The following is a 19584-nucleotide window of genomic DNA, read 5'->3' as shown; positions in this document are numbered from 1 at the left end:
GAATGAGCACGTGAAGTTGGGGATGTCCGCCCTTGCCTGCGCGGCTGCGCTGGCTTGCGCGTCCGCCTGGGCGGGCGAGACCGAAGCGAAGAAGTGGATCGACAATGAGTTCCAGCCCTCGTCGCTGCCCAAGGACAAGCAGGCGGCGGAAATGAAGTGGTTCATCGATGCCGCGGCCAGGCTCAAGGCCAAGGGCGTCACGCAGATCAGCGTCGTCTCGGAGACCATCACCACGCATGAGTACGAATCCAAGACGCTGGCCAAGGCCTTCGAGGAGATCACCGGCATCAAGGTCAACCATGACCTGATCCAGGAAGGCGACGTGGTGGAGAAGCTGCAGACCTCGATGCAGTCCGGCAAGTCGATCTACGATGGCTGGATCTCTGACTCGGACCTGATCGGCACGCACTACCGCTATGGCTCTATCCTGCCGCTGACCGACTACATGAACGGCGCCGGCAAGGAGTGGACCAACCCGGGGCTGGATGTGAAGGACTTTATCGGCACCAAGTTCACCACCGCGCCGGACGGCAAGCTCTATCAGCTGCCGGACCAGCAGTTTGCCAACCTCTACTGGTTCCGCGCCGACTGGTTCGCGCGCAAGGATCTGCAGGACAAGTTCAAGGCCAAGTACGGCTACGACCTGGGCGTGCCGACCAACTGGTCAGCCTATGAGGACATCGCCAGCTTCTTCACCAACGACGTGAAGGAGCTCGACGGCAAGAAGGTCTATGGGCACATGGACTACGGCAAGAAGGATCCGTCGCTGGGCTGGCGCTTCACCGACGCCTGGCTGTCGATGGCCGGCACCGCCGACAAGGGCTTGCCCAACGGCATGCCGGTGGATGAATGGGGCATCCGCGTGGCCGACGACAAGTGCACGCCGGTCGGCGCCTCGGTGTCGCGCGGCGGTGCCACCAACAGCCCGGCGGCAGTCTATGCGCTGACCAAGTACATCGACTGGATGAAGAAGTACGCGCCGCCGCAGGCGATGGGCATGACCTTCTCCGAGGCCGGCCCGGTCCCCGCGCAAGGCCAGGTGGCGCAGCAGATCTTCTGGTACACCGCGTTCACCGCGGACATGACCAAGAAGGGCCTGCCGGTGGTCAACGCCGACGGCTCGCCCAAGTGGCGCATGGCGCCGTCGCCTTATGGCCCGTACTGGAAGCAGGGCATGCAGAACGGCTACCAGGACGTGGGCTCGTGGACCTTCTTCAAGAACACCGATCCCAACAAGCTGGCGGCCGCCTGGCTGTACGCGCAGTTCGTGACATCCAAGACGGTCTCGCTGAAGAAGTCGCTGACCGGGCTGACCTTTATCCGCGACAGCGACATCCACCACGAGTACCTGACCAAGAACGCGGCCAAGTACGGCGGGCTGATCGAGTTCTACCGCAGCCCCGCGCGCGTGGCCTGGACGCCGACCGGCACCAACGTGCCCGACTATCCGAAGCTGGCCCAGCTGTGGTGGAAGAACGTGGCCACCGCGGTGACCGGCGAGAAAACGCCGCAAGCCGCCATGGACACGCTGGCCGAAGAAATGGACCAGGTCATGGCGCGGCTGCAGCGCGCCGGCATGAGCAACTGCGCGCCCAAGCTCAACCCGAAGGGAGATCCGGGCAAGTGGCTGTCGAACGACCATGCGCCATGGAAGAAGCTGGCCAACGAAAAGCCGAAGGGCGAGACCATTCCTTACGACAAGCTGCTGCAGGCGTGGAAGGAAGGGAAGGTGCGCTGAGGCGTTTGAGGCTGCCGGCAATGAATGCCGCTGGTTTGCTCCCCTCTCCCGCTTGCGGGAGAGGGGCAGCGGGTGAGGGCAGGCGGTGGCATACCGACACGCCTTAACTTGTTGATACTCCCGCCCTCACCCCAACGCTCTCCCGCAAGCGGGAGAGGGAGCACCCCAAGCGGCCGTCTGAGCCCGGACTTCGGAACTAGCCTTCTTGCGATGCCAGTTCGGACGGTTCGGGATACGGCTCTGTCGTATCCGCCGCCTGCACCGCATAACGCGCCTTGCCGTGCCGCTTGGCCTCGTACAGTGCCATGTCGGCGTGCATGAACAACTCGCTCGCGGTCATGGTGTGGCGCGCGTCATGGATGGCCGAGCCGACGCTGGCCGGGGCCGCCAGCGTGTGGCCGTCGATCAAGAAGGGCATGCGCGCGGCCTGCACGATGGTGTTGGCGATGGACGCCATGGCCTGGCGGTCGGCAACGCCGTCCAGGATCACCGCGAACTCATCGCCGCCGATGCGCGCGACCGCGTCGCCCTTGCGCACGCAGGCGCGCAGCCGCTGCGCAAAGGCGACCAGCAACTGGTCGCCCACCGGATGGCCAAAACCGTCGTTGACGCCCTTGAAGTCGTCCAGGTCCACCAGCAGCAGCGCCAGCGAGTGCCCGTCGGCGCTGGCGCGGGCCATGCATTCGGCCAGGCGCCGGTCGAACCCCTTGCGGTTGAGCAGGCCGGTGAGGTAGTCGGAGATGGTCTGCGCTTCCAGGCTGCGCAGTTTTTCGCGCTCATGGGTGACGTTGCGCCCGAACATGTGCAGGCCAATGACGGTGTCCTGGGCATCGTTCCAGGCCGGCTGGTAGGTGATCTCCGTGCATTCGGTGCCGTCGGCGCTTTCCCGCGTAAAGGTCACCGAGCGCCCGGCCCGGGCTTGTTCCAGGTATGGCTGGCAGGCCAGGTATTCCTGCGTGCCCCACAGCTCGCGCAGCGACAGCCCCACGATCTGCTGCGCCGGCACGCCGTACCGCTGCGCATACGCCTGGTTGACGAAGACATAGCGCTGCTGCATGTCGATGAACGAGACAAAGTCCGGCACATGGTTGGCGATCGCTTCGATGCGCTTCTCGCTCTCGGCGGCGCGGTCCTTGGCCGCTTTCAGCGCGGCTTCGCGCTCCGACAACTGCGCCACCACCTCGGCGAAAGTCACGGCCAGTTCGCCGATCTCGTCGGCACGGCCGGCGGGCAGGTCCGCCACCGCGGCCGGGTTGGTGCCGATCTGACGCACGGCGCGGTGCAGCCGCTGCAGCGGTTCAAGCAGCCGGCGCATGACCAGCCACATCATCGCTGCGGCAATCAGCATGGTGATGGCGCCGATCACCAGGGTCCGTTGACGCACCGCGACCATCGGCGCGTAGGCTTCGGCAGCCGGCAGGACCGCCACCACCTCCCAGCCGTTGGATGCCAGCAGGTAGCGCGCCACGATCGGCTGCGTCGGCGTCAGGACTTCCAGAAGGGCGGGGGCGTGGTCGGCGCCGCAGGCTTCGCCGACCGCGCGTGCGGGACTCAGCACGCGGGCAACGTCCGGATGCATCGCATAGCGGGGATTGGTGCCGGAGGAAACCAGGCAGAAGCTGCCGGTAGTGCCCACGCGGCTGTGCGCAAGTTCGCGCAGGAAGTTGCTGTCCGTGAGGTTCAGGACGCCCCCGACCACGCCGCGCAACTCGCCACCCGGCCCGTGCAGCGGCACTGCCAGCACCACGCCGGGGGCATTGGTCTGCTTGCCCTGGATCAGGTCCGACACGGCAAACGCCTGGCCCTGCTGGATATCGCGGAAATAGTCGCGGTCGTCCACGCGCAGGCGCACGTCATCCGGCACGGCGGTGCTGAACACCAGGTGCCCGTCAGGCGCGGCCAGGAAGACGGCGTTGAAGGCCTCGGGTATTTCCACCAGGCCCTCCACGGCCCGGCGCAGCTCGGCCGGCTTTGCCGAAAGCATGGGGGAGAGCTGGCGTGCCACGCGGCGCAGGACGGCGGCCCGGCCCTGCAGTTTTTCATCGAGTTGCTCGGCCACCATCTTGACCAGCGTGTCCTGCTGCGTCTGCCGCAGGTACTTCAGGCCGTCGTAGGCGTAATACTGCGCGTAGACCGCGCGCAGCACGATGATCAGCGTCACCACACCCGCCGTGGCGAACGCCATCCGGTACTTCAAAGAGTGCTGCATGATTGACTTATTTCTTGTGCGCACTGACCCGTATTCCCGCCCCGGCGCATCGGTTGCCGACCCGAGATCTTGTCCGGGGCATGAAATCAAGATTAGCAGATGTCAAGATGAAATTCGCAACTGTTTGCAACCGCGATCCCGGTTGCGCGTGCAATGTGCCTGCCGCGCTACAGCGAAGGGCAGGGCCGGTGGCGAGATCGCCACGCGCGCTTGTGCACGGATTCCGGCTTGGCATTAGCATGTGGGATGGCCCGTGATGTGGCGGGCCCGTCATGCGATTTTTGATTGCCGTTCCTGATTCCTTCCAGCCCAAACGCCAATGACTACACCGACTACGCTGCTCGACCTGGCCGGCGCCAGCCGTACCCCTTCCGCCTGGGATGCCGCCGTCCTGATCCTGATCGACCATCAACGCGAATACGTCGACGGCCGCCTGCCGCTGGTCGGCATGCCCGCGGCCGTGGCTGCCTGCGCGCAGCTGCTGGCGCTGGCGCGCAGCCACGGCACGCCGGTGATCCATGTCGCGCACCACGGCCGGCCGGGCAGCATGGCGTTCGATCCGACCGGGCCGTATGCCGCCTTCATCGAAGGGGTGGGGCCGCAGGCCGGTGAGATTACCGTCACCAAGGGCTTGCCCAACAGCTTCGCCGGCACCACCCTGGGCGACGAACTGGCCAGGCTCGGCCGCAAGGAGCTGATCGTGGCCGGCTTCCAGACGCATATGTGCGTCAGCGCCACGGTGCGCTCGGCGCTCGACCACGGCTATCGCAGCACGGTGGTGGCCGCGGCCTGCGCCACGCGCGACCTGCCTGACCCGCTGGGCGGCCCGGCCGTACCTGCGGCCGATCTCCACCGCAGCACGCTGGCCGCGTTGAATGACCGCTTCGCCACGGTCGTTACGGACGCAGGGGCCTGGCACGGCTAACCAGCGACGGGCCAGGTGCGCACGCGCAGCACGGTATGGTCGCGCGGGCGCAGCGTCAGTTCCAGCGCGGTCGGCACGCCTCGCCGAGTGATCGGCGCGACAAAGCGTGCCATGTCCGTTGCCGCAGCAAGCCGCGTGCCGCAGCGCATCGCCAGTCGCAGGATATGCAGCGGCACGAACCGCTCCGGCTGTTGCATGTCCGCCAGCGCGGCCAGCGTGAAATGCAGCGGCTGCCGGGCCAGTGCGATGAAGCGCCCGCGCAGCCGCGTCAGCGTTGTGGCGGACGCTGCCAGTCCTTCCCCCTCGGCGCCGCTGCGCGTCATGCCGCGCACGTGCGGCTGCCACAGCGTGCCGGCAACCAGCAGCGGTGCGCGCTCCGCGCCATCTTCATCCACGCATGCATCGAGCGCGACGACTTTGCCCGCCAGGTCATAGGTGGCCGCCACCGACGCAAAACTGCGGTGGTAGCCGATGATGCAATCCATGTCTTCGTCATAGACCGGCCGCGCATCGCGCGGCACGCGCGCCGAGCGCATCTCGAACCAGCCGGCACAGACCGGGCTGCGGCCGGTCCAGGGCAGGGCGGGTTCTGTTTCGGTCGCGGTGGGGAGGCAGGCGGATGGCAAGTCGTGCTCCGGTGCAGGTCGGAGCAGTCAAGGTAGCCGGCAGGTGAGTGGCCGGAAATGAGACAAGCCTTGTCGCCCGCAACGGAAAGGTTGCGTCGCGACGTGGCTGCGGCCTAGAAGCTCACGCCCAGCGAAAGGATCGCGACCTGGTCTGTCGAGCCTGGGTTGAACCAGTAGAAGCCCGCCGTGAACTTGCGCACCGTGACCTGGAAAAAGCCGCCTCGCTGGAATTCGCGGTCTCCCCCGTAGATCCGGGTACGTTGCGCGACCAGGCCCAGCCTCAGCCATTCGACCGGGCGGAAGCCAAGTTCGCTCCAGGCATAGAGATAGCCCGGTTCCTCGCCGCGCGCGTCCAGGTATTCGGCTTCGATGTAGTAGTCGAACTTGCTCACTGCCACGCTGGCTTCGATCCCGCCGATCAAGCCGTGGGTGGAGCCTCCCACGAAGCCAACGATGGGTGTCGCCTTGAACTGGATGGTTTCCCCGCCCGAGAAGGTCCAGCCGATGAAGGCTGACTGCGCGTGGACCGCCTCGTAGTTGCTTCTCGCCTCGAGGTGAAGCTGCTTCCTTTCCGCGATGAAGATGCCGGAGAGGTAGTCGCCGCTCTCGCGCGGCATGTTCCAGTAGCCCGTTGCCGAGAAGGTCCAGGGCGAGCCGCCCGCCTGCCCGGCGGCATCCGGCGCGGGCTGGGGCGGCTCCTGTGCCTGGACCGCTCCCGCGCCAAGGGCGGCGGCAAGCAGCAGGTTCGCGCCTCGCATTTCAGCCGCCCAGCGCAATGATGGCGATGGTCATGACGACGCCCAGCGCCGTCATGGCTGCGCCAGTGACCCAGCCGCCAAAGCCGGCAAAGTGACCCAGTGCCCACCCGGCGACGAACAGCATGGCCAGGGTTAGCCCGCGCGAGATCAGTAGTGCCAGTTTGACGTCGTCCAGCAGTACGAACGGCAGTGCGACCGGAAACGTGGTCAGCACAACGATAAGGAAGATGCGCACGGCACCCAGCAGGTCGGCCAGGTTCAGGCGGGGACGGGGAGGCAGTGCCGGGGCGGCGGCGAGCCGGGCCCGCATGGCTTCCAGTTCCTTGTCGGTGACCAGCGATTTCGTTGCGCGAGGCAGCGCATCGCGAATCAGGCCGATCGCAGTGGCCTGGTCGCCTGCATTCCTGACGGCAAGTGCCAGGGAGATCCGCTGGCCGCGGCTCGCCAGCGTACGGATCAGGAACATGACCGCGTCCACCATGCCCCAGGCCAGGTTGCAGCCCAACGCGGCATGCATCATGGTGCGGCTGGCATCCGGGCCGCCCGTGCCGCTCGACACCGCGCCGACAAAAGTGAGCGCCATGAACAGGCCGAAGCACATCTCGGAGACGCGGTCCACCACGTCCAGCACCGGCTCCCGTGTCTGCGCATCCTCCGGCGGCACGGTCGCGCCGGCATGGATCGTCGTCCTGGGTGAATCGGGCATGGCGGACTCCCGAATGCTGCGTCGATGATCGGATGGGCGATTGGGGGCTGGCCCGGTGGGAGCGAGGACGACTGTGCCTGCCTGGCACGTCGTCCTTGGACAAGTATGTGTGTCAGGCGCAAATATGCCAGGCGAGCTTTTCTTGATTTGCGCCGTGAGCCACGGTTTTCCAGGGAGCGTAGAAAACCTGGGCAAGCGCCGGGCAACAAAAAACCCAGAAAGCTTGCCCTGTCTGGGTTTCCTGGCAACTTAGGCAGTTGCTGGCCATTTTTGTCTGGTGGGTGGTACAGGGATTGAACCTGTGACCCCTGCCGTGTGAAGGCAGTGCTCTACCGCTGAGCTAACCACCCCTGTCTGCGTCGTCGTTGCCGTCGTGCAGCAGAGAAATGAGATTATGCAGAGCTTCTTGTATCTTGTAAAGCTCTTTTTTGATTTTTATCAGGCTGCGAGGCTTCCGGACTCTGCCGCGGGGGCTTCCTGCCACACCGTCTTGCCGCCGCTGGCCTTGTCCAGGCCCTTGAGCAGGGCGAGGTGGGCCTGTTGTTCGTCATCGGTGGCGCGCAGCACCGGCAGGGCCAGGCGCGACAGGTCGGCGCTGGCGACGGCGCTGCCTGCGCCCGCCGTGCTGTCGTGCATGTCAATCACCAGCGAATCCTGGCCGCGCGTCATGGCCAGGTAGACCTCGGCCAGCAACTCGGCATCCAGCAGGGCGCCATGCAGCGTGCGGTGAGCGTTGCTGATGCCCAGGCGATCGCACAGGGCATCGAGCGAGTTGCGCTTGCCTGGGAACATCTGGCGGGCTTCGCGCAGGGTATCGATCACATTGCCGGCATGCTGGCGGAACGGCGGCAGGCCCAGCAGCTGGAATTCCATGTCGAGGAAGCCCAGGTCGAACGGCGCGTTGTGGATGATCAGCTCGGCATCCTGGACGAACTCGCGGATGTCGTTGACGACTTCGGAAAAGCGGGGCTTGTCGGCCAGGAACTCAACCGTGATGCCGTGCACGGCGATCGCGCCCTCGTCGATATCGCGTTCCGGGTTGACGTAGAAGTGCAGGTGGCGCCCCGTCAGGCGGCGGTTCATCAGCTCGACGCAGCCGATTTCGATCAGGCGGTCGCCGGTGGCGGCACTCAGGCCGGTGGTTTCGGTGTCGAGAACGATTTGTCGCATGGCGGGCATTCTAGCGGAGCGGCGCGGGCGCTCCGCGGTTTGTTGTCGCGAAAAGGATTCAGCGGCCGATCGATTCGACGCCGCGGTTGGCCAGCGCGTCGGCGCGCTCATTGCCTGGGTGGCCGTTGTGGCCGCGCACCCAGTGCCAGGAGATCTGGTGCGGCTGCGCCAGGGTGTCCAGCTCCTGCCACAGGTCGGCGTTCTTGACGGGCTTCTTGTCGGCGGTCTTCCAGCCGCGGGCCTTCCAGCCGGGCAGCCATTCGCTGATGCCCTTCTGGACATACTGCGAGTCGGTATAGACCCGCACGACGCAGGGCCGCTTGAGCGCGCGAAGCGCTTCGATCACGGCGGTCATTTCCATGCGGTTGTTGGTGGTGTTGGGCTCGCCGCCGAACAGTTCTTTCTCGCTGGTGCCGGCGACGAGCACCGCGCCCCAGCCGCCGCGGCCGGGATTGCCCTTGCAGGCGCCGTCGGAGTAGATGGTGACTTCTTGCATGTGATTCCATGGTGGCCACCCGCCGGGCGGGTGGCGCATTGAGGTGTCAGCGGAAGGCGCTGGACCGCGTCAGCGCTCTTCGCCGGGGGTCTTGCCGTGCGTGCCGGTGGGCGTGGCCACGGGCGACGATACCGGGGCCAGCGCCGGCTTGCTCTTCCAGGCCGGGCCGACCAGGCGGATATTGCGCACGCGCTTGATCGCCGAGATCATATAGACCGCGCCAAAGATCGGCCACCAGCGGTCGCCGGCCTTTTCCATGAAGGCGGCGCGCTGCAGCCAGCGGTCGGTGCGGTAGGGCGGGCAGTAGCAGCCAAAGCGCCCGCGGATGATATCGAAGCCCAGCAGCTTGAGCCAGTCCTTGATGCGCACAAAGCCGATCTGCTGCGCGTCCGTCGGCAGGAAGGGCGTGGCGCCGAGCCGGTTCATGCCCTGGCGCGCGCCCCACAGGCTCATCGGGTTGAAGCAGGTGACCACCACGCGCCCCTCGGGCATCAGCACCCGCGAGACCTCGCGCAGCACTTCATGCGGATCTTCGGCGAATTCCAGGATGTGGGGCAGGGTGACCAGGTCGATGCTCTGGGTGTCGAACGGCAGCTCGTCGAAGCGGCACAGCAGCTGGCGCGCGTCGGGATGTGCGGCCCGCGGCCCGTGCGGTCCGCTGGACGGATCCAGCGCCAGCGCCGAGAACGGCATCCGGTTCTCGCGCAGGGTGTCGATAAAGGGCAGGCCCATCTGGACGGCGTGGTAGCCGAAGATGTCGGTCACGGTCCGGTCGTACTGCTGCGCCTCCCAGCGCAGCATGTATTCGCCGGGCGGCGAGGCCAGCCAGTCTTCCCAGCTTACAATCGAATGATTGGGACGATTGGACATAGGAGCATGCGCATGTTGAAGGTTGAGCCGATCCCGGCGTTCCAGGATAACTATATCTGGGCCATCCACGACGGGCGTAGCGCCGCCGTGGTCGATCCCGGCGAGGCCGCGCCGGTGGAGCGCTTCCTGGCGCAAAGCGGTCTGGCTCTGGGCGCTATTGTAATCACCCATCACCACGGCGATCACCAGGGCGGGGTGGCCGAGCTGCTGGCGGCGCACCCGCGCACGCCGTCGGGCGCGCCGATGCCGGTGCTGGGGCCGGCTGGCGAACGCATTGGCGGGCGCACCCAGGCCCTGCGCGAAGGCGATGTCGTGACGCTGGAGACGCCGGCGCTGACGCTGCGCGTGCTGGACGTGCCCGGGCACACCGCCGGCCATATCGCCTATGTGGGCGACCTGGGCGAAGCCGGCCCGGCGGTCTTCTGCGGCGATACCCTGTTCGCCAGCGGCTGTGGGCGTCTGTTCGAAGGCACGCCGGCGCAGATGCTGGACTCGCTCGACAAGCTGGCGGCGCTGCCGGGCGATACCCGCGTCTATTGCGCGCACGAATATACGCGCAGCAACGTGCGCTTTGCGCGGGCGGTGGAACCGGCCAATGCCGCGCTGGTGGCGTGGGAGCAGCGGGTTGACGCGCTGCGCGCGGCGGACCAGCCGACGCTGCCGACCACCATCGCCCATGAACGCGAAGTCAATCCCTTCCTGCGCTCGCGCGAGCCGGCGGTACGGGCGGCGGTGGCGGCGCAGGGCGGGGCCGCCACGGGCGATGCGCAGGCGTTCGGTGCGCTGCGCGGCTGGAAGGACAATTTCCGCTAAGCCCCGCTTGGCCTGCCGGGCCTTGCGCCGCAAGGCTTTCCGGCTGCCCGCGGGATATTGGCTATATGGAAAATCTGATTGACGCGATACGCGGTTTTTTTTAGCATCACGCATCTTTTTGGCGTCACGATTCGAGAACTTAATGAAAATTGGTCGATTACTGGCGGTGGTCGCGTGCGCCGCGCTGCTTGCAGCGTGCGCCAGCACCCCCACGCCGCCTGATGGCGCCAATGGCGCCGCGACCGCCCAGACCGCCAAGCGCCAGGATCCGCTCAACTCGCTCAGCGACAAATCGGCGCTGTCTTCCGCTTCCACAATCAATGTCGACCAGGGCGGCCTGAACTGGCTGGGCGGCCCGTCCAACGACATCTGGGACCGCATCCGGCGCGGCTTTGCCATGCAGGACCTGGAGGGCACGCTGGTCGATGACCGCACCCAGTGGTATGCGCAGCGGCCGGAATACATGGAACGGATGGTCGGGCGCTCAAGCCGCTACCTGTACCACATCGTAGAAGAGCTGGAACGGCGCAAGATGCCGACCGAGCTGGCGCTGCTGCCGTTCGTCGAGAGCGCGTTCAACCCGCAGGCGCAGTCCAGCGCCAAGGCGGCAGGCATGTGGCAGTTCATCCCGAGCACGGGCAAGTCGTACAACCTGAAGCAGAACATGTTCCGCGACGAGCGCCGTGACGTGCTGGCCTCGACCGACGCCGCCCTGGACTACCTGGCGCGGCTCTATGACATGTTCGGCGACTGGCACCTGGCGCTGGCGGCATACAACTGGGGCGAGGGCGCGGTGTCGCGCGCGATTGCGCGCAACCAGGCGCGCGGGCTGCCGACCGACTACGCCAGCCTGCCCATGCCCAACGAGACGCGCAACTACGTGCCGAAGCTGCAGGCGGTCAAGAACATCATCGCCAACCCCGCCGCGTACGGCGTCAAGCTGCCCGAGATCCCGGACCACCCGTACTTTGTCACGGTGACCACCTCGCGCGATATCGACGTGAACCTGGCGGCCAAGCTGGCGGACATGTCGGTGGAGGAGTTCAAGGCGCTCAACCCGTCGTTCAACCGGCCGGTGATCCTGGGCGCGTCCAACCCGCAGATCCTGCTGCCGTTCGATAACGCCGAGCGCTTCCAGTACAACCTGAATACTTATCGTGGCGGGCTGTCAAGCTGGGCGGCGGTGACAGTGGACGGCCGCGAGCGTGTCGAGTCGCTGGCGGCGCGCCTGAATGTCGACGCCGATACGCTGCGCGAGATCAACAGCATCCCGAAGGGCATGCGGCTAAAGGCGGGCTCCACCGTGATGATCCCGCGCTCGGGCCGCCACGACCAGGATATCAGCGCCAGCCTGGCCGACAGCGCCATGCTGGCGATGGAGCCCGACCTGCCGGATGCGCGCCGGGTGGTGGTGCGCGCCGGCCGGCGCGATACGGTGACCTCGGTGGCGCGGCGCTATGGTGTCTCGGCGGGGCAGGTGCAGTCGTGGAACAAGCTGGCGGGCACCAAGCTGGTCGCGGGGCAAAGCCTGGTGCTGATGGTGCCGGTGCGCGGCGCCGGCGCGGTGCGGGCGGCGCGGGCCGAGCAAGCCGATCGTGCCGAGCGCGCTGATCATGCTGATCGCGCGGAAAGGGGCAGCAAGGGCGGCATCGTGCGGGTGTCGGCCAAAGGCAAGGCGGAACCGCGCAAGCGCGTCACGGTCGAGGCCCCGTCGCGGCGCACGGACAAGGCGGCGCCGGCGCGCGTGACCCGCGAGGCCAAGACTGGGCCGACCGTCAAGGCGTCGGCCAAGGCCGGCGCCAAGGGGGCCAAGGCCCGCTGACGGCAGCTGGCACCGCGCAGGAAGGGGCGATGCCGTCGGCACGCCCCTTTTTTCATGTTGCGCGGCGCACCTGTCGAAACACTGTCCACGCGCACCCGCGCCGGTGGCAAACTACGGTCATCATCCCAATGACCGCAGATGCGGAGGAGACAGACATGACGGCAAGCCATGCCGTGCATGCCCGTTCGCTCGCCGACCCCGAGGGGTTCTGGGCCGAACAGGCGGCGCGCATCGACTGGGAAACCCCGTTCGGCCAGGTGCTCGACAACAGCCGCGCGCCCTTTGCGCGCTGGTTCGTCGGCGGGCGCACCAACCTGTGCCACAACGCGGTCGACCGCCACCTGGCGGCCCGCGCCAGCCAGCCGGCGCTGCACTGGGTCTCGACCGAGACCGACCAGGCCCGCACCTTTACCTACGCCGAACTGCACGACCAAGTCAGCCGCATGGCCGCGGTCCTGCAGGGCCTGGGCGTGCAGAAGGGCGACCGCGTGCTGATCTACATGCCGATGATCCCGGAAGCCGCCTTTGCCATGCTGGCGTGCGCGCGCATCGGCGCGATCCATTCGGTGGTGTTCGGCGGCTTTGCCTCGGTCAGCCTGGCCGCGCGCATCGAGGATGCCCGGCCGCGCGTGGTGGTCAGCGCCGACGCCGGCTCGCGCGCCGGCAAGGTGGTGCCGTACAAGCCGCTGCTGGACGAGGCCATCCGGCTCTCGTCGCACCAGCCCGAGAAGGTGCTGCTGGTGGACCGGCAACTGGCGCAAATGCCCCGTACCGAGGGCCGCGATGAGGACTATGCCGCCTGGCGCGAGCGCGTGGCCGGCGTACAGGTGCCGTGCGTGTGGCTGGAATCGAGCGAGCCGTCGTACGTGCTCTACACCTCCGGCACCACCGGCAAGCCCAAGGGCGTGCAGCGCGATACCGGCGGCTATGCGGTGGCGTTGGCCACCTCGATGGAATACATCTTCTGCGGCAAGCCCGGCGACACCATGTTCACCGCGTCGGACATCGGCTGGGTGGTGGGGCACAGCTATATCGTCTATGGCCCGCTGCTGGCCGGCATGACCACGCTGATGTATGAAGGCACGCCGATCCGCCCCGACGGCGGCATCCTGTGGCGGCTGGTTCAGGATTACAAGGTCAACCTGATGTTCAGCGCGCCGACCGCGATCCGCGTGCTGAAGAAGCAGGATCCGGCCTGGCTGACCCGCTACGACCTGTCCAGCCTGCGCCTGCTGTTCCTGGCCGGCGAGCCGCTGGACGAGCCCACCGCGCGCTGGATCCAGGATGGCCTGGGCAAGCCGGTGGTCGACAACTACTGGCAGACCGAATCCGGCTGGCCGATCCTCGCGATCCAGCGCGGCATCGAGGCGCTGCCGCCCAAGCTGGGCTCGCCCGGCGTGCCGGCCTACGGCTACGACCTGAAGATCGTCGACGAGAACACCGGCGCGGAATGCCCGCCGGGGCAGAAGGGCGTGGTCGCCATCGACGGCCCGCTGCCGCCGGGATGCATGAGCACGGTCTGGGGCGACGATGGCCGTTTCGTGCGCACCTACTGGCAGGCGGTGCCGAACCGGATGTGCTATTCCACCTTCGACTGGGGCGTGCGCGACGCCGACGGCTACGTCTTTATCCTGGGCCGCACCGACGACGTGATCAACGTAGCCGGCCACCGACTGGGCACCCGCGAGATCGAAGAAAGCCTGTCGTCCAACGCCGCCGTGGCCGAGGTGGCGGTGGTGGGCGTGCAGGACGCGCTCAAGGGGCAGGTGGCGATGGCTTTCTGCATCGCCCGCGATCCGGCGCGCACGGCCACGGCCGAAGCGAGGCTGGCATTGGAAGGCGAACTGATGAAGACGGTGGAGCAGCAACTGGGTGCCGTGGCGCGGCCGGCCCGCGTATTCTTTGTCAATGCGCTGCCCAAGACCCGCTCCGGCAAGTTGCTGCGGCGCGCCATGCAGGCGGTGGCTGAAGGGCGCGACCCCGGCGACCTGACCACGATCGAGGACCCGGGTGCGCTGGAACAGTTGCAGGCGGCGCTGAAGGGCTAGATGGCAGGCTGAGAGCGTGGCGGTGTGGGTGCCTTGCGAGGCACTCCGCATTTCACCCTTGCTATCGGCTGTGATGCAGTCTAATATTTCAAGCATAAAATATTTAGACATCATCTAGATGGCGGTGTGGGCCCTGGGCAAAGTGCCCGGCGCAGCCGGCAGGAGGCGACAAATGCGAGTGCTTTGTATTGGTGGTGGCCCGGCAGGCCTGTACTTCGGACTGCTGATGAAGCTGCAGGATCCGGCCAACGAGGTCATCGTGGTCGAACGCAACCGGCCCTACGACACCTTCGGCTGGGGCGTGGTGTTCTCTGACGCCACCATGGACAACCTGAAGGAGGCCGACCCGGTCAGCGCCGCCGAGATCAACGCGGCCTTCAACCACTGGGACGATATCGACATCCATATCGGCGGGCGCACCATCCGCTCCGGCGGCCATGGTTTTATCGGCATCGGGCGCAAGCGCCTGCTCAATATCCTGCAGGCGCGCTGCGAGGCGCTGGGCGTGAAGCTGGTGTTCGAGACCGACGTTTCCGACGACCAGGCGCTGGCGATGCAATACCAGGCCGACCTGGTGATCGCCTCGGACGGCCTGAACAGCCGCATCCGCACCCGCTACGCCGACACGTTCCAGCCTGACATCGACACGCGTCAGTGCCGCTTTGTCTGGATGGGCACGCACAAGCTGTTCGACGCCTTTACCTTTGCCTTCGAGAAGACCGAGCACGGCTGGTTCCAGGCGCACGCCTACCGCTTTGACGACACCACCTCGACCTTTATCGTCGAGGCCCCGGAGTCCGTCTGGCGCGCCGCGGGCATCGAGCAGATGAGCCAGGAAGAGGGCGTGGCCTACTGCGAGCGCCTGTTCGCGCGCTACCTCGACGGCAACAAGCTGATCACCAATGCGGCGCACCTGCGCGGCTCGGCGATCTGGATCCGCTTCCCCCGCGTGATCTGCCGCCAGTGGGTGCATTGGAACACCTTGCCCGACGGCCGCCGCGTGCCGGTGGTGCTGATGGGCGATGCCGCGCACACCGCGCACTTCTCGATCGGTTCGGGCACCAAGCTGGCGTTGGAAGATGCCATTGACCTCGCCGAAGAAATCCGTGGAAGGGGTCATGACGGCCTGCCCGACGCATTGTCGCGCTATGAAGCCACGCGCGGCGTGGAAGTGCTGAAGATCCAGAACGCGGCGCGCAACTCGACCGAATGGTTCGAGAACGTCGAGCGCTACGCGGGCAGCCTGCCGCCGGAGCAGTTCGCCTATTCCCTGCTGACCCGCTCGCAGCGCATCTCGCATGAGAACCTGCGCGTGCGCGATGCGGACTATGTGGCGCAGTTCGAACACTGGCTGGCGCGGCAGGCCGGCGTGCAACCGGAAAGCCTGCAGCTGCGCGAGCGCGAGCCGCTGCCGCCGATGTTCACGCCGTTCCGCATGCGCGGCGTCACGCTGAAGAACCGCGTGGTGGTGTCGCCGATGGCGATGTACTCGTGCACCGACGGGGTGCCCGGCGACTTCCACCTGGTCCACCTGGGCTCGCGCGCGCTGGGCGGCGCCGGCATGGTGGTGGCCGAGATGACCTGCGTGTCGCCCGATGCGCGCATCACGCCGGGATGCCCGGGTTTGTGGAACGACGCGCAGCGCGACGCCTGGCGCCGCATCGTCGACTTCGTGCATGCCAACAGCGATGCGCGCATCGCCATGCAGATCGGCCATTCGGGCCGCAAGGGCTCGACGCAGCTAGGCTGGGAGGCGATGGACCATCCGCTGCCGGAAGGCAACTGGCCAGTGATCTCGGCCTCGCCACTGCCCTACCTGCCGGGCGAATCGCAGACGCCGCGCGAGATGACGCGCGCGGACATGGAGCGCGTGCGCGATGACTTCGTCGCCAGCGCGCGCCGCGCCGCAGAGGCCGGCTTCGACTGGCTGGAGCTGCACTGCGCGCACGGCTACCTGCTGTCGAGCTTTATCTCGCCGCTGACCAATACCCGGGAAGACGACTATGGCGGTTCGCTGGCCGCGCGGCTGCGCTACCCGCTGGAGGTCTTTGCCGCGGTGCGCGCGGTGTGGCCGGAACACAAGCCGATGTCGGTGCGTATCTCGGCCCACGACTGGGTTGAAGGCGGCATCACCCCGGATGACGCGGTGGCGATCGCACGCGCCTTCAAGGCCGCCGGCGCCGACATGATCGACTGCTCGTCGGGCCAGGTCAGCCCGGATCAGGCTCCGGTCTACGGCCGCATGTACCAGACCCCGTTTGCCGACCGCATCCGCAACGAAGCCGGCATCGCCACCATTGCCGTGGGCGCGATCTTCGAGGCCGACCACGTCGACTCGATCATCGCCGCGGGCCGTGCCGACCTGTGCGCGATCGCGCGGCCGCACCTGGCCAACCCGGCCTGGACGCTGCAGGAAGCGGCGCGCATCGGCTATCGCGATATCGCCTGGCCCAAGCAGTACCAGGCCGGCAAGCGGCAACTGGAAACCAACCTGGAACGCGCCGCGGCGCAGGAGAAGCAGGGATGACGCGCAGCACGGGTTCACTGTCAGGGCGCCACGCGCTGGTCACCGGCGGCGGGCGCGGCATCGGCGCGGCAATCGCGCGGCGGCTGCTGGCCGACGGCGCCAGCGTGACGCTACTGGGCCGCGATGCCGGTGCGTTGCAGGCGACCGTGCAAGCGCTGCGTGAGGTTGCTCCCGCGGGCGCCGTAGTCTCCTTTGTCGCGGCCGATATTGCCGATGCCGACAGTGTGGCACGTGCCTTTGCCGCCGCCGCTGAGCAGGCCGGGCCGGTGTCGATGCTGGTCAACAACGCCGGCCAGGCACACAGCGCACCGTTCCTGAAGACCGACGCCGCGCTGTGGCAGCGCATGCTGGATGTAAACCTGACTGGGACCTTCCTGTGCACGCAGGCAGCGCTGCCTGCGATGCTCGCGGCCGGCTGGGGCCGCATCGTCAATGTGGCGAGCACGGCGGGGCTGGCAGGCTATGGCTATGTCAGTGCCTATTGCGCGGCCAAGCATGGGGTGATCGGCCTGACGCGCGCGCTGGCGCTGGAGACCGCGGCCAAGGGCGTGACCGTCAATGCGGTCTGCCCGGGCTATACCGAAACCGACATCGTGCGCGACGCGGTGGCCAATATCGTCGGCAAGACCGGCCGCACCGAGGAACAGGCGCGCGCCGAGCTGGCCGCACGCAATCCGCAACGGCGGCTGGTGCAGCCCGAGGAAGTGGCCGACGCGGTGGCCTGGCTGTGCCAGCCATCCGCGGCCGCGATCACCGGCCAGGCGATCCCCGTGGCCGGCGGCGAAGTGATGGCGGGCTGAACCTCGCCGACTGCAACAGACAACGAGAGAAACCATGACAGAGATCGCACTCGACATGCGCCACCACAAGCGCAGCTTTGCCGGCTACCAGCCGGAGCATTTCCTGTGGTCGGTGTCCGGCGACGGCAAGGTCGGCACCGTGACGCTGAACCGGCCGGAGCGCAAGAACCCGCTGACGTTCGATTCCTATGCCGAGCTGCGCGACCTGTTCCGCGGCCTGTGCTATGCCGGCGACATCAAGGCGGTGGTGGTGACGGGCGCCGGCGGCAACTATTGCTCGGGCGGCGACGTGCACGAGATCATCGGGCCTCTCACGCGCATGACCATGCCTGAGCTGCTCGACTTCACGCGCATGACCGGCGACCTGGTCAAGGCCATGCGCGCCTGCCCGCAGCCGGTGGTCAGCGCGGTCGACGGCATCTGCGCCGGTGCCGGCGCGATGATGGCGCTGGCCTCCGACATGCGCCTGGGCACGGCGCAGGCCAAGGCCGCGTTCCTGTTCACGCGCGTCGGCCTGGCCGGCGCCGACATGGGCGCGTGCACGCTGCTGCCGCGCGTGATCGGGCAGGGGCGCGCCAGTGAGCTGCTCTACACCGGCCGCTCGATGAGCGCGGAAGAGGGGCTGCAGTGGGGCTTCTTCAATGCGCTGCATCCGTCCGAAGCGGTGCTGGCGCAGGCGCAGGCGCTGGCCGCGCAACTGGCCGCCGGCCCGACCTTTGCCCACGGCGTGACCAAGAAGTTGCTGCACCAGGAATGGAACATGGGGCTGGACGAGGCCATCGAGGCCGAGGCCGAAGCCCAGGCCATCTGCATGCAGACGCGCGACTTCCGCCGCGCCTACGAGGCCTTCGTCGCCAAGACGAAGCCGGTGTTCGAAGGGGACTGAAGCGCCATGTCCGACAAGACCTATCTCGACCTGCCGCTGTTCGACGACGCGCACCGCGCACTGGAGCGCGAACTCGACGCCTGGTGCGGGCAACACCTCCAAGTCGACCACAGCGATACCGACGCCGCCTGCCGCGCGCTGGTGCGCCAGCTGGGCGAGGCCGGCTGGCTGCGCTATTGCGTGCCAGCCGCGCACGGCGGCGCGTTGCCGGCGCTGGATTCGCGCTCGCTGTGCCTGCTGCGCGAGACCCTGGCGCGCCATGACGGCCTGGCCGATTTTGCCTTTGCCATGCAGGGGCTGGGCTCGGGCGCGATCTCGCTGGCCGGCAGCGATGCGCTGCGCGCACATTACCTGCCGCGCGTGGCCCGCGGCGAGGCGATTGCCGCGTTTGCGCTGTCCGAGCCGGAGGCCGGTTCCGATGTGGCCGCCATGCAATGCAGCGCACGGCTGTCGGACGACAGCAGCCACTATGTGATCGACGGCGCCAAGACCTGGATTTCCAACGGCGGCATTGCCGACTTCTACTGCGTGTTCGTGCGCACCGGCGAGGCGCCGGGCGCACGCGGCATCTCCGCCTTCGTGGTAGATGCGGATACGCCAGGCCTGACCATCGCCGAGCGCATCGACGTGATGGCGCCGCACCCGCTCGCCACGCTGCGTTTCGACAACTGCCGCGTGCCCGTGGGCAACCGGCTGGGCGAAGCGGGGCAGGGCTTCAAGGTGGCGATGATGACGCTCGACATCTTCCGTGCCTCGGTCGCGGCGGCGGCGCTGGGCTTTGGCCGCGCCGCGCTGGACGATGCACTGGCGCGCGCCTGCGCGCGCCCGATGTTCGGTGGCGTGCTGGCCGACCTGCAGCTGACGCAGGCCGCCATCGGCGACATGGCCACCGCGATCGACGCCGCGGCGCTGCTGACCTACCGCGCGGCCTGGCTGCGCGATGTCAAGGGCCAGCGCACCACGCGCGAGGCGGCCATGGCCAAGATGGTGGCGACCGAGAACGCCCAGCAGGTGATCGACCGCGCGGTGCAGATGTTCGGCGGCCTGGGCGTCAAGGTCGGCACGCGCGTGGAAAGCCTGTACCGCGAGATCCGCTCGCTGCGCATCTATGAAGGCGCCACCGAAGTGCAGAAGCTGATCATTGCGCGCGAGACGCTGGCCGGGCGCAAAGCCTGACGCGCCCGCGAGCT

Annotated in this window: 16 protein-coding genes and 1 tRNA gene; 9 read left to right on the top strand and 8 right to left on the bottom strand. The window is 67.4% G+C overall.

The annotated features are described in order from the left end of the window. Positions 1-10: 10 nt before the first annotated feature. A complete protein-coding gene (locus tag A3A5_RS0103920) occupies positions 11-1738 on the top strand; it encodes an ABC transporter substrate-binding protein (protein WP_026200432.1) in 1728 nt (575 codons plus the stop codon). Between the two features lie 196 nt (positions 1739-1934). On the opposite strand, the gene A3A5_RS0103915 is transcribed toward A3A5_RS0103920, so the two are convergent. Beyond that, a complete protein-coding gene (locus A3A5_RS0103915) occupies positions 1935-3947 on the bottom strand; it encodes a diguanylate cyclase domain-containing protein (protein WP_232431256.1) in 2013 nt (670 codons plus the stop codon). Positions 3948-4266: 319 nt separating this feature from the next. On the opposite strand from A3A5_RS0103915, the gene A3A5_RS0103910 reads away from it, so the two are divergent. Next, entirely contained in the window at positions 4267-4872 is a 606-nt protein-coding gene (locus A3A5_RS0103910) for a cysteine hydrolase family protein (RefSeq protein WP_018309330.1), read from the top strand. On the opposite strand, the gene A3A5_RS0103905 is transcribed toward A3A5_RS0103910, so the two are convergent. The 7 genes from A3A5_RS0103905 to A3A5_RS0103875 form a co-directional block, all read right to left on the bottom strand. Then, entirely contained in the window at positions 4869-5498 is a 630-nt protein-coding gene (locus A3A5_RS0103905; protein WP_018309329.1) for a hypothetical protein, read from the bottom strand. The two genes, A3A5_RS0103910 and A3A5_RS0103905, sit on opposite strands and share 4 nt — an antisense overlap. A 113-nt stretch (positions 5499-5611) precedes the next feature. Continuing rightward, positions 5612-6256 carry a hypothetical protein gene (locus A3A5_RS0103900; RefSeq protein ID WP_026200430.1) on the bottom strand — a complete coding sequence of 215 codons (645 nt, stop codon included), beginning with the start codon at positions 6254-6256 and terminating at the stop codon, positions 5612-5614. A gap of 1 nt (position 6257) precedes the next feature. Next, on the bottom strand, positions 6258-6962 hold the full coding sequence (locus A3A5_RS0103895) for a hypothetical protein (RefSeq protein WP_018309327.1): 705 nt from the start codon (positions 6960-6962) through the stop codon (positions 6258-6260). Positions 6963-7237: 275 nt separating this feature from the next. Then, a tRNA-Val gene (locus A3A5_RS0103890) sits at positions 7238-7312 on the bottom strand. A gap of 88 nt (positions 7313-7400) precedes the next feature. Continuing rightward, positions 7401-8141: a DNA polymerase III subunit epsilon gene (gene dnaQ / locus A3A5_RS0103885; RefSeq protein WP_018309326.1), complete on the bottom strand. Its 741-nt coding sequence runs from the start codon at positions 8139-8141 to the stop codon at positions 7401-7403. A gap of 49 nt (positions 8142-8190) precedes the next feature. Further along, positions 8191-8628, bottom strand: coding sequence for a ribonuclease HI (rnhA, locus tag A3A5_RS0103880; RefSeq protein WP_018309325.1), 438 nt, complete (start codon positions 8626-8628; stop codon positions 8191-8193). A 69-nt stretch (positions 8629-8697) separates the two neighbouring features. Then, a complete protein-coding gene (locus A3A5_RS0103875; RefSeq protein WP_018309324.1) occupies positions 8698-9498 on the bottom strand; it encodes a methyltransferase domain-containing protein in 801 nt (266 codons plus the stop codon). Between the two features lie 12 nt (positions 9499-9510). Here A3A5_RS0103875 and gloB point away from each other — a divergent pair, with 12 nt between their 5' ends. The 7 genes from gloB (at position 9511) to A3A5_RS0103840 (ending at position 19570) form a co-directional block, all read left to right on the top strand. Continuing rightward, positions 9511-10311, top strand: coding sequence for a hydroxyacylglutathione hydrolase (gloB, locus tag A3A5_RS0103870; RefSeq protein ID WP_018309323.1), 801 nt, complete (start codon positions 9511-9513; stop codon positions 10309-10311). 142 nt (positions 10312-10453) lie between these two features. Continuing rightward, complete coding sequence (locus A3A5_RS0103865; protein ID WP_026200428.1) at positions 10454-12133, top strand: transglycosylase SLT domain-containing protein; 1680 nt, start codon at positions 10454-10456, stop codon at positions 12131-12133. Between the two features lie 155 nt (positions 12134-12288). Continuing rightward, the gene (locus A3A5_RS0103860) at positions 12289-14181 is read left to right on the top strand and encodes a propionate--CoA ligase (RefSeq protein WP_018309321.1); all 1893 of its coding nucleotides are present in this window, start codon (positions 12289-12291) and stop codon (positions 14179-14181) included. A gap of 172 nt (positions 14182-14353) precedes the next feature. Beyond that, positions 14354-16708, top strand: a complete 2355-nt coding sequence (locus A3A5_RS0103855; protein WP_018309320.1) for a bifunctional salicylyl-CoA 5-hydroxylase/oxidoreductase — start codon at positions 14354-14356, stop codon at positions 16706-16708. After that, entirely contained in the window at positions 16705-17508 is an 804-nt protein-coding gene (locus tag A3A5_RS0103850) for an SDR family NAD(P)-dependent oxidoreductase (protein WP_018309319.1), read from the top strand. The genes A3A5_RS0103855 and A3A5_RS0103850 overlap by 4 nt, the downstream gene beginning before the upstream one ends. Positions 17509-17542: 34 nt before the next feature. Beyond that, entirely contained in the window at positions 17543-18394 is an 852-nt protein-coding gene (locus A3A5_RS0103845; RefSeq protein ID WP_018309318.1) for an enoyl-CoA hydratase family protein, read from the top strand. Positions 18395-18400: 6 nt separating this feature from the next. Next, positions 18401-19570 carry an acyl-CoA dehydrogenase family protein gene (locus tag A3A5_RS0103840; protein ID WP_018309317.1) on the top strand — a complete coding sequence of 390 codons (1170 nt, stop codon included), beginning with the start codon at positions 18401-18403 and terminating at the stop codon, positions 19568-19570. Positions 19571-19584 lie beyond the last annotated feature (14 nt).

The organism is Cupriavidus sp. UYPR2.512, from assembly GCF_000379565.1.
Classification (GTDB): Bacteria; Pseudomonadota; Gammaproteobacteria; order Burkholderiales; family Burkholderiaceae; genus Cupriavidus.
The sequence above is the reverse complement of the archived record's forward strand: the minus strand, read 5'-3'. Positions and strand labels throughout refer to the sequence as shown.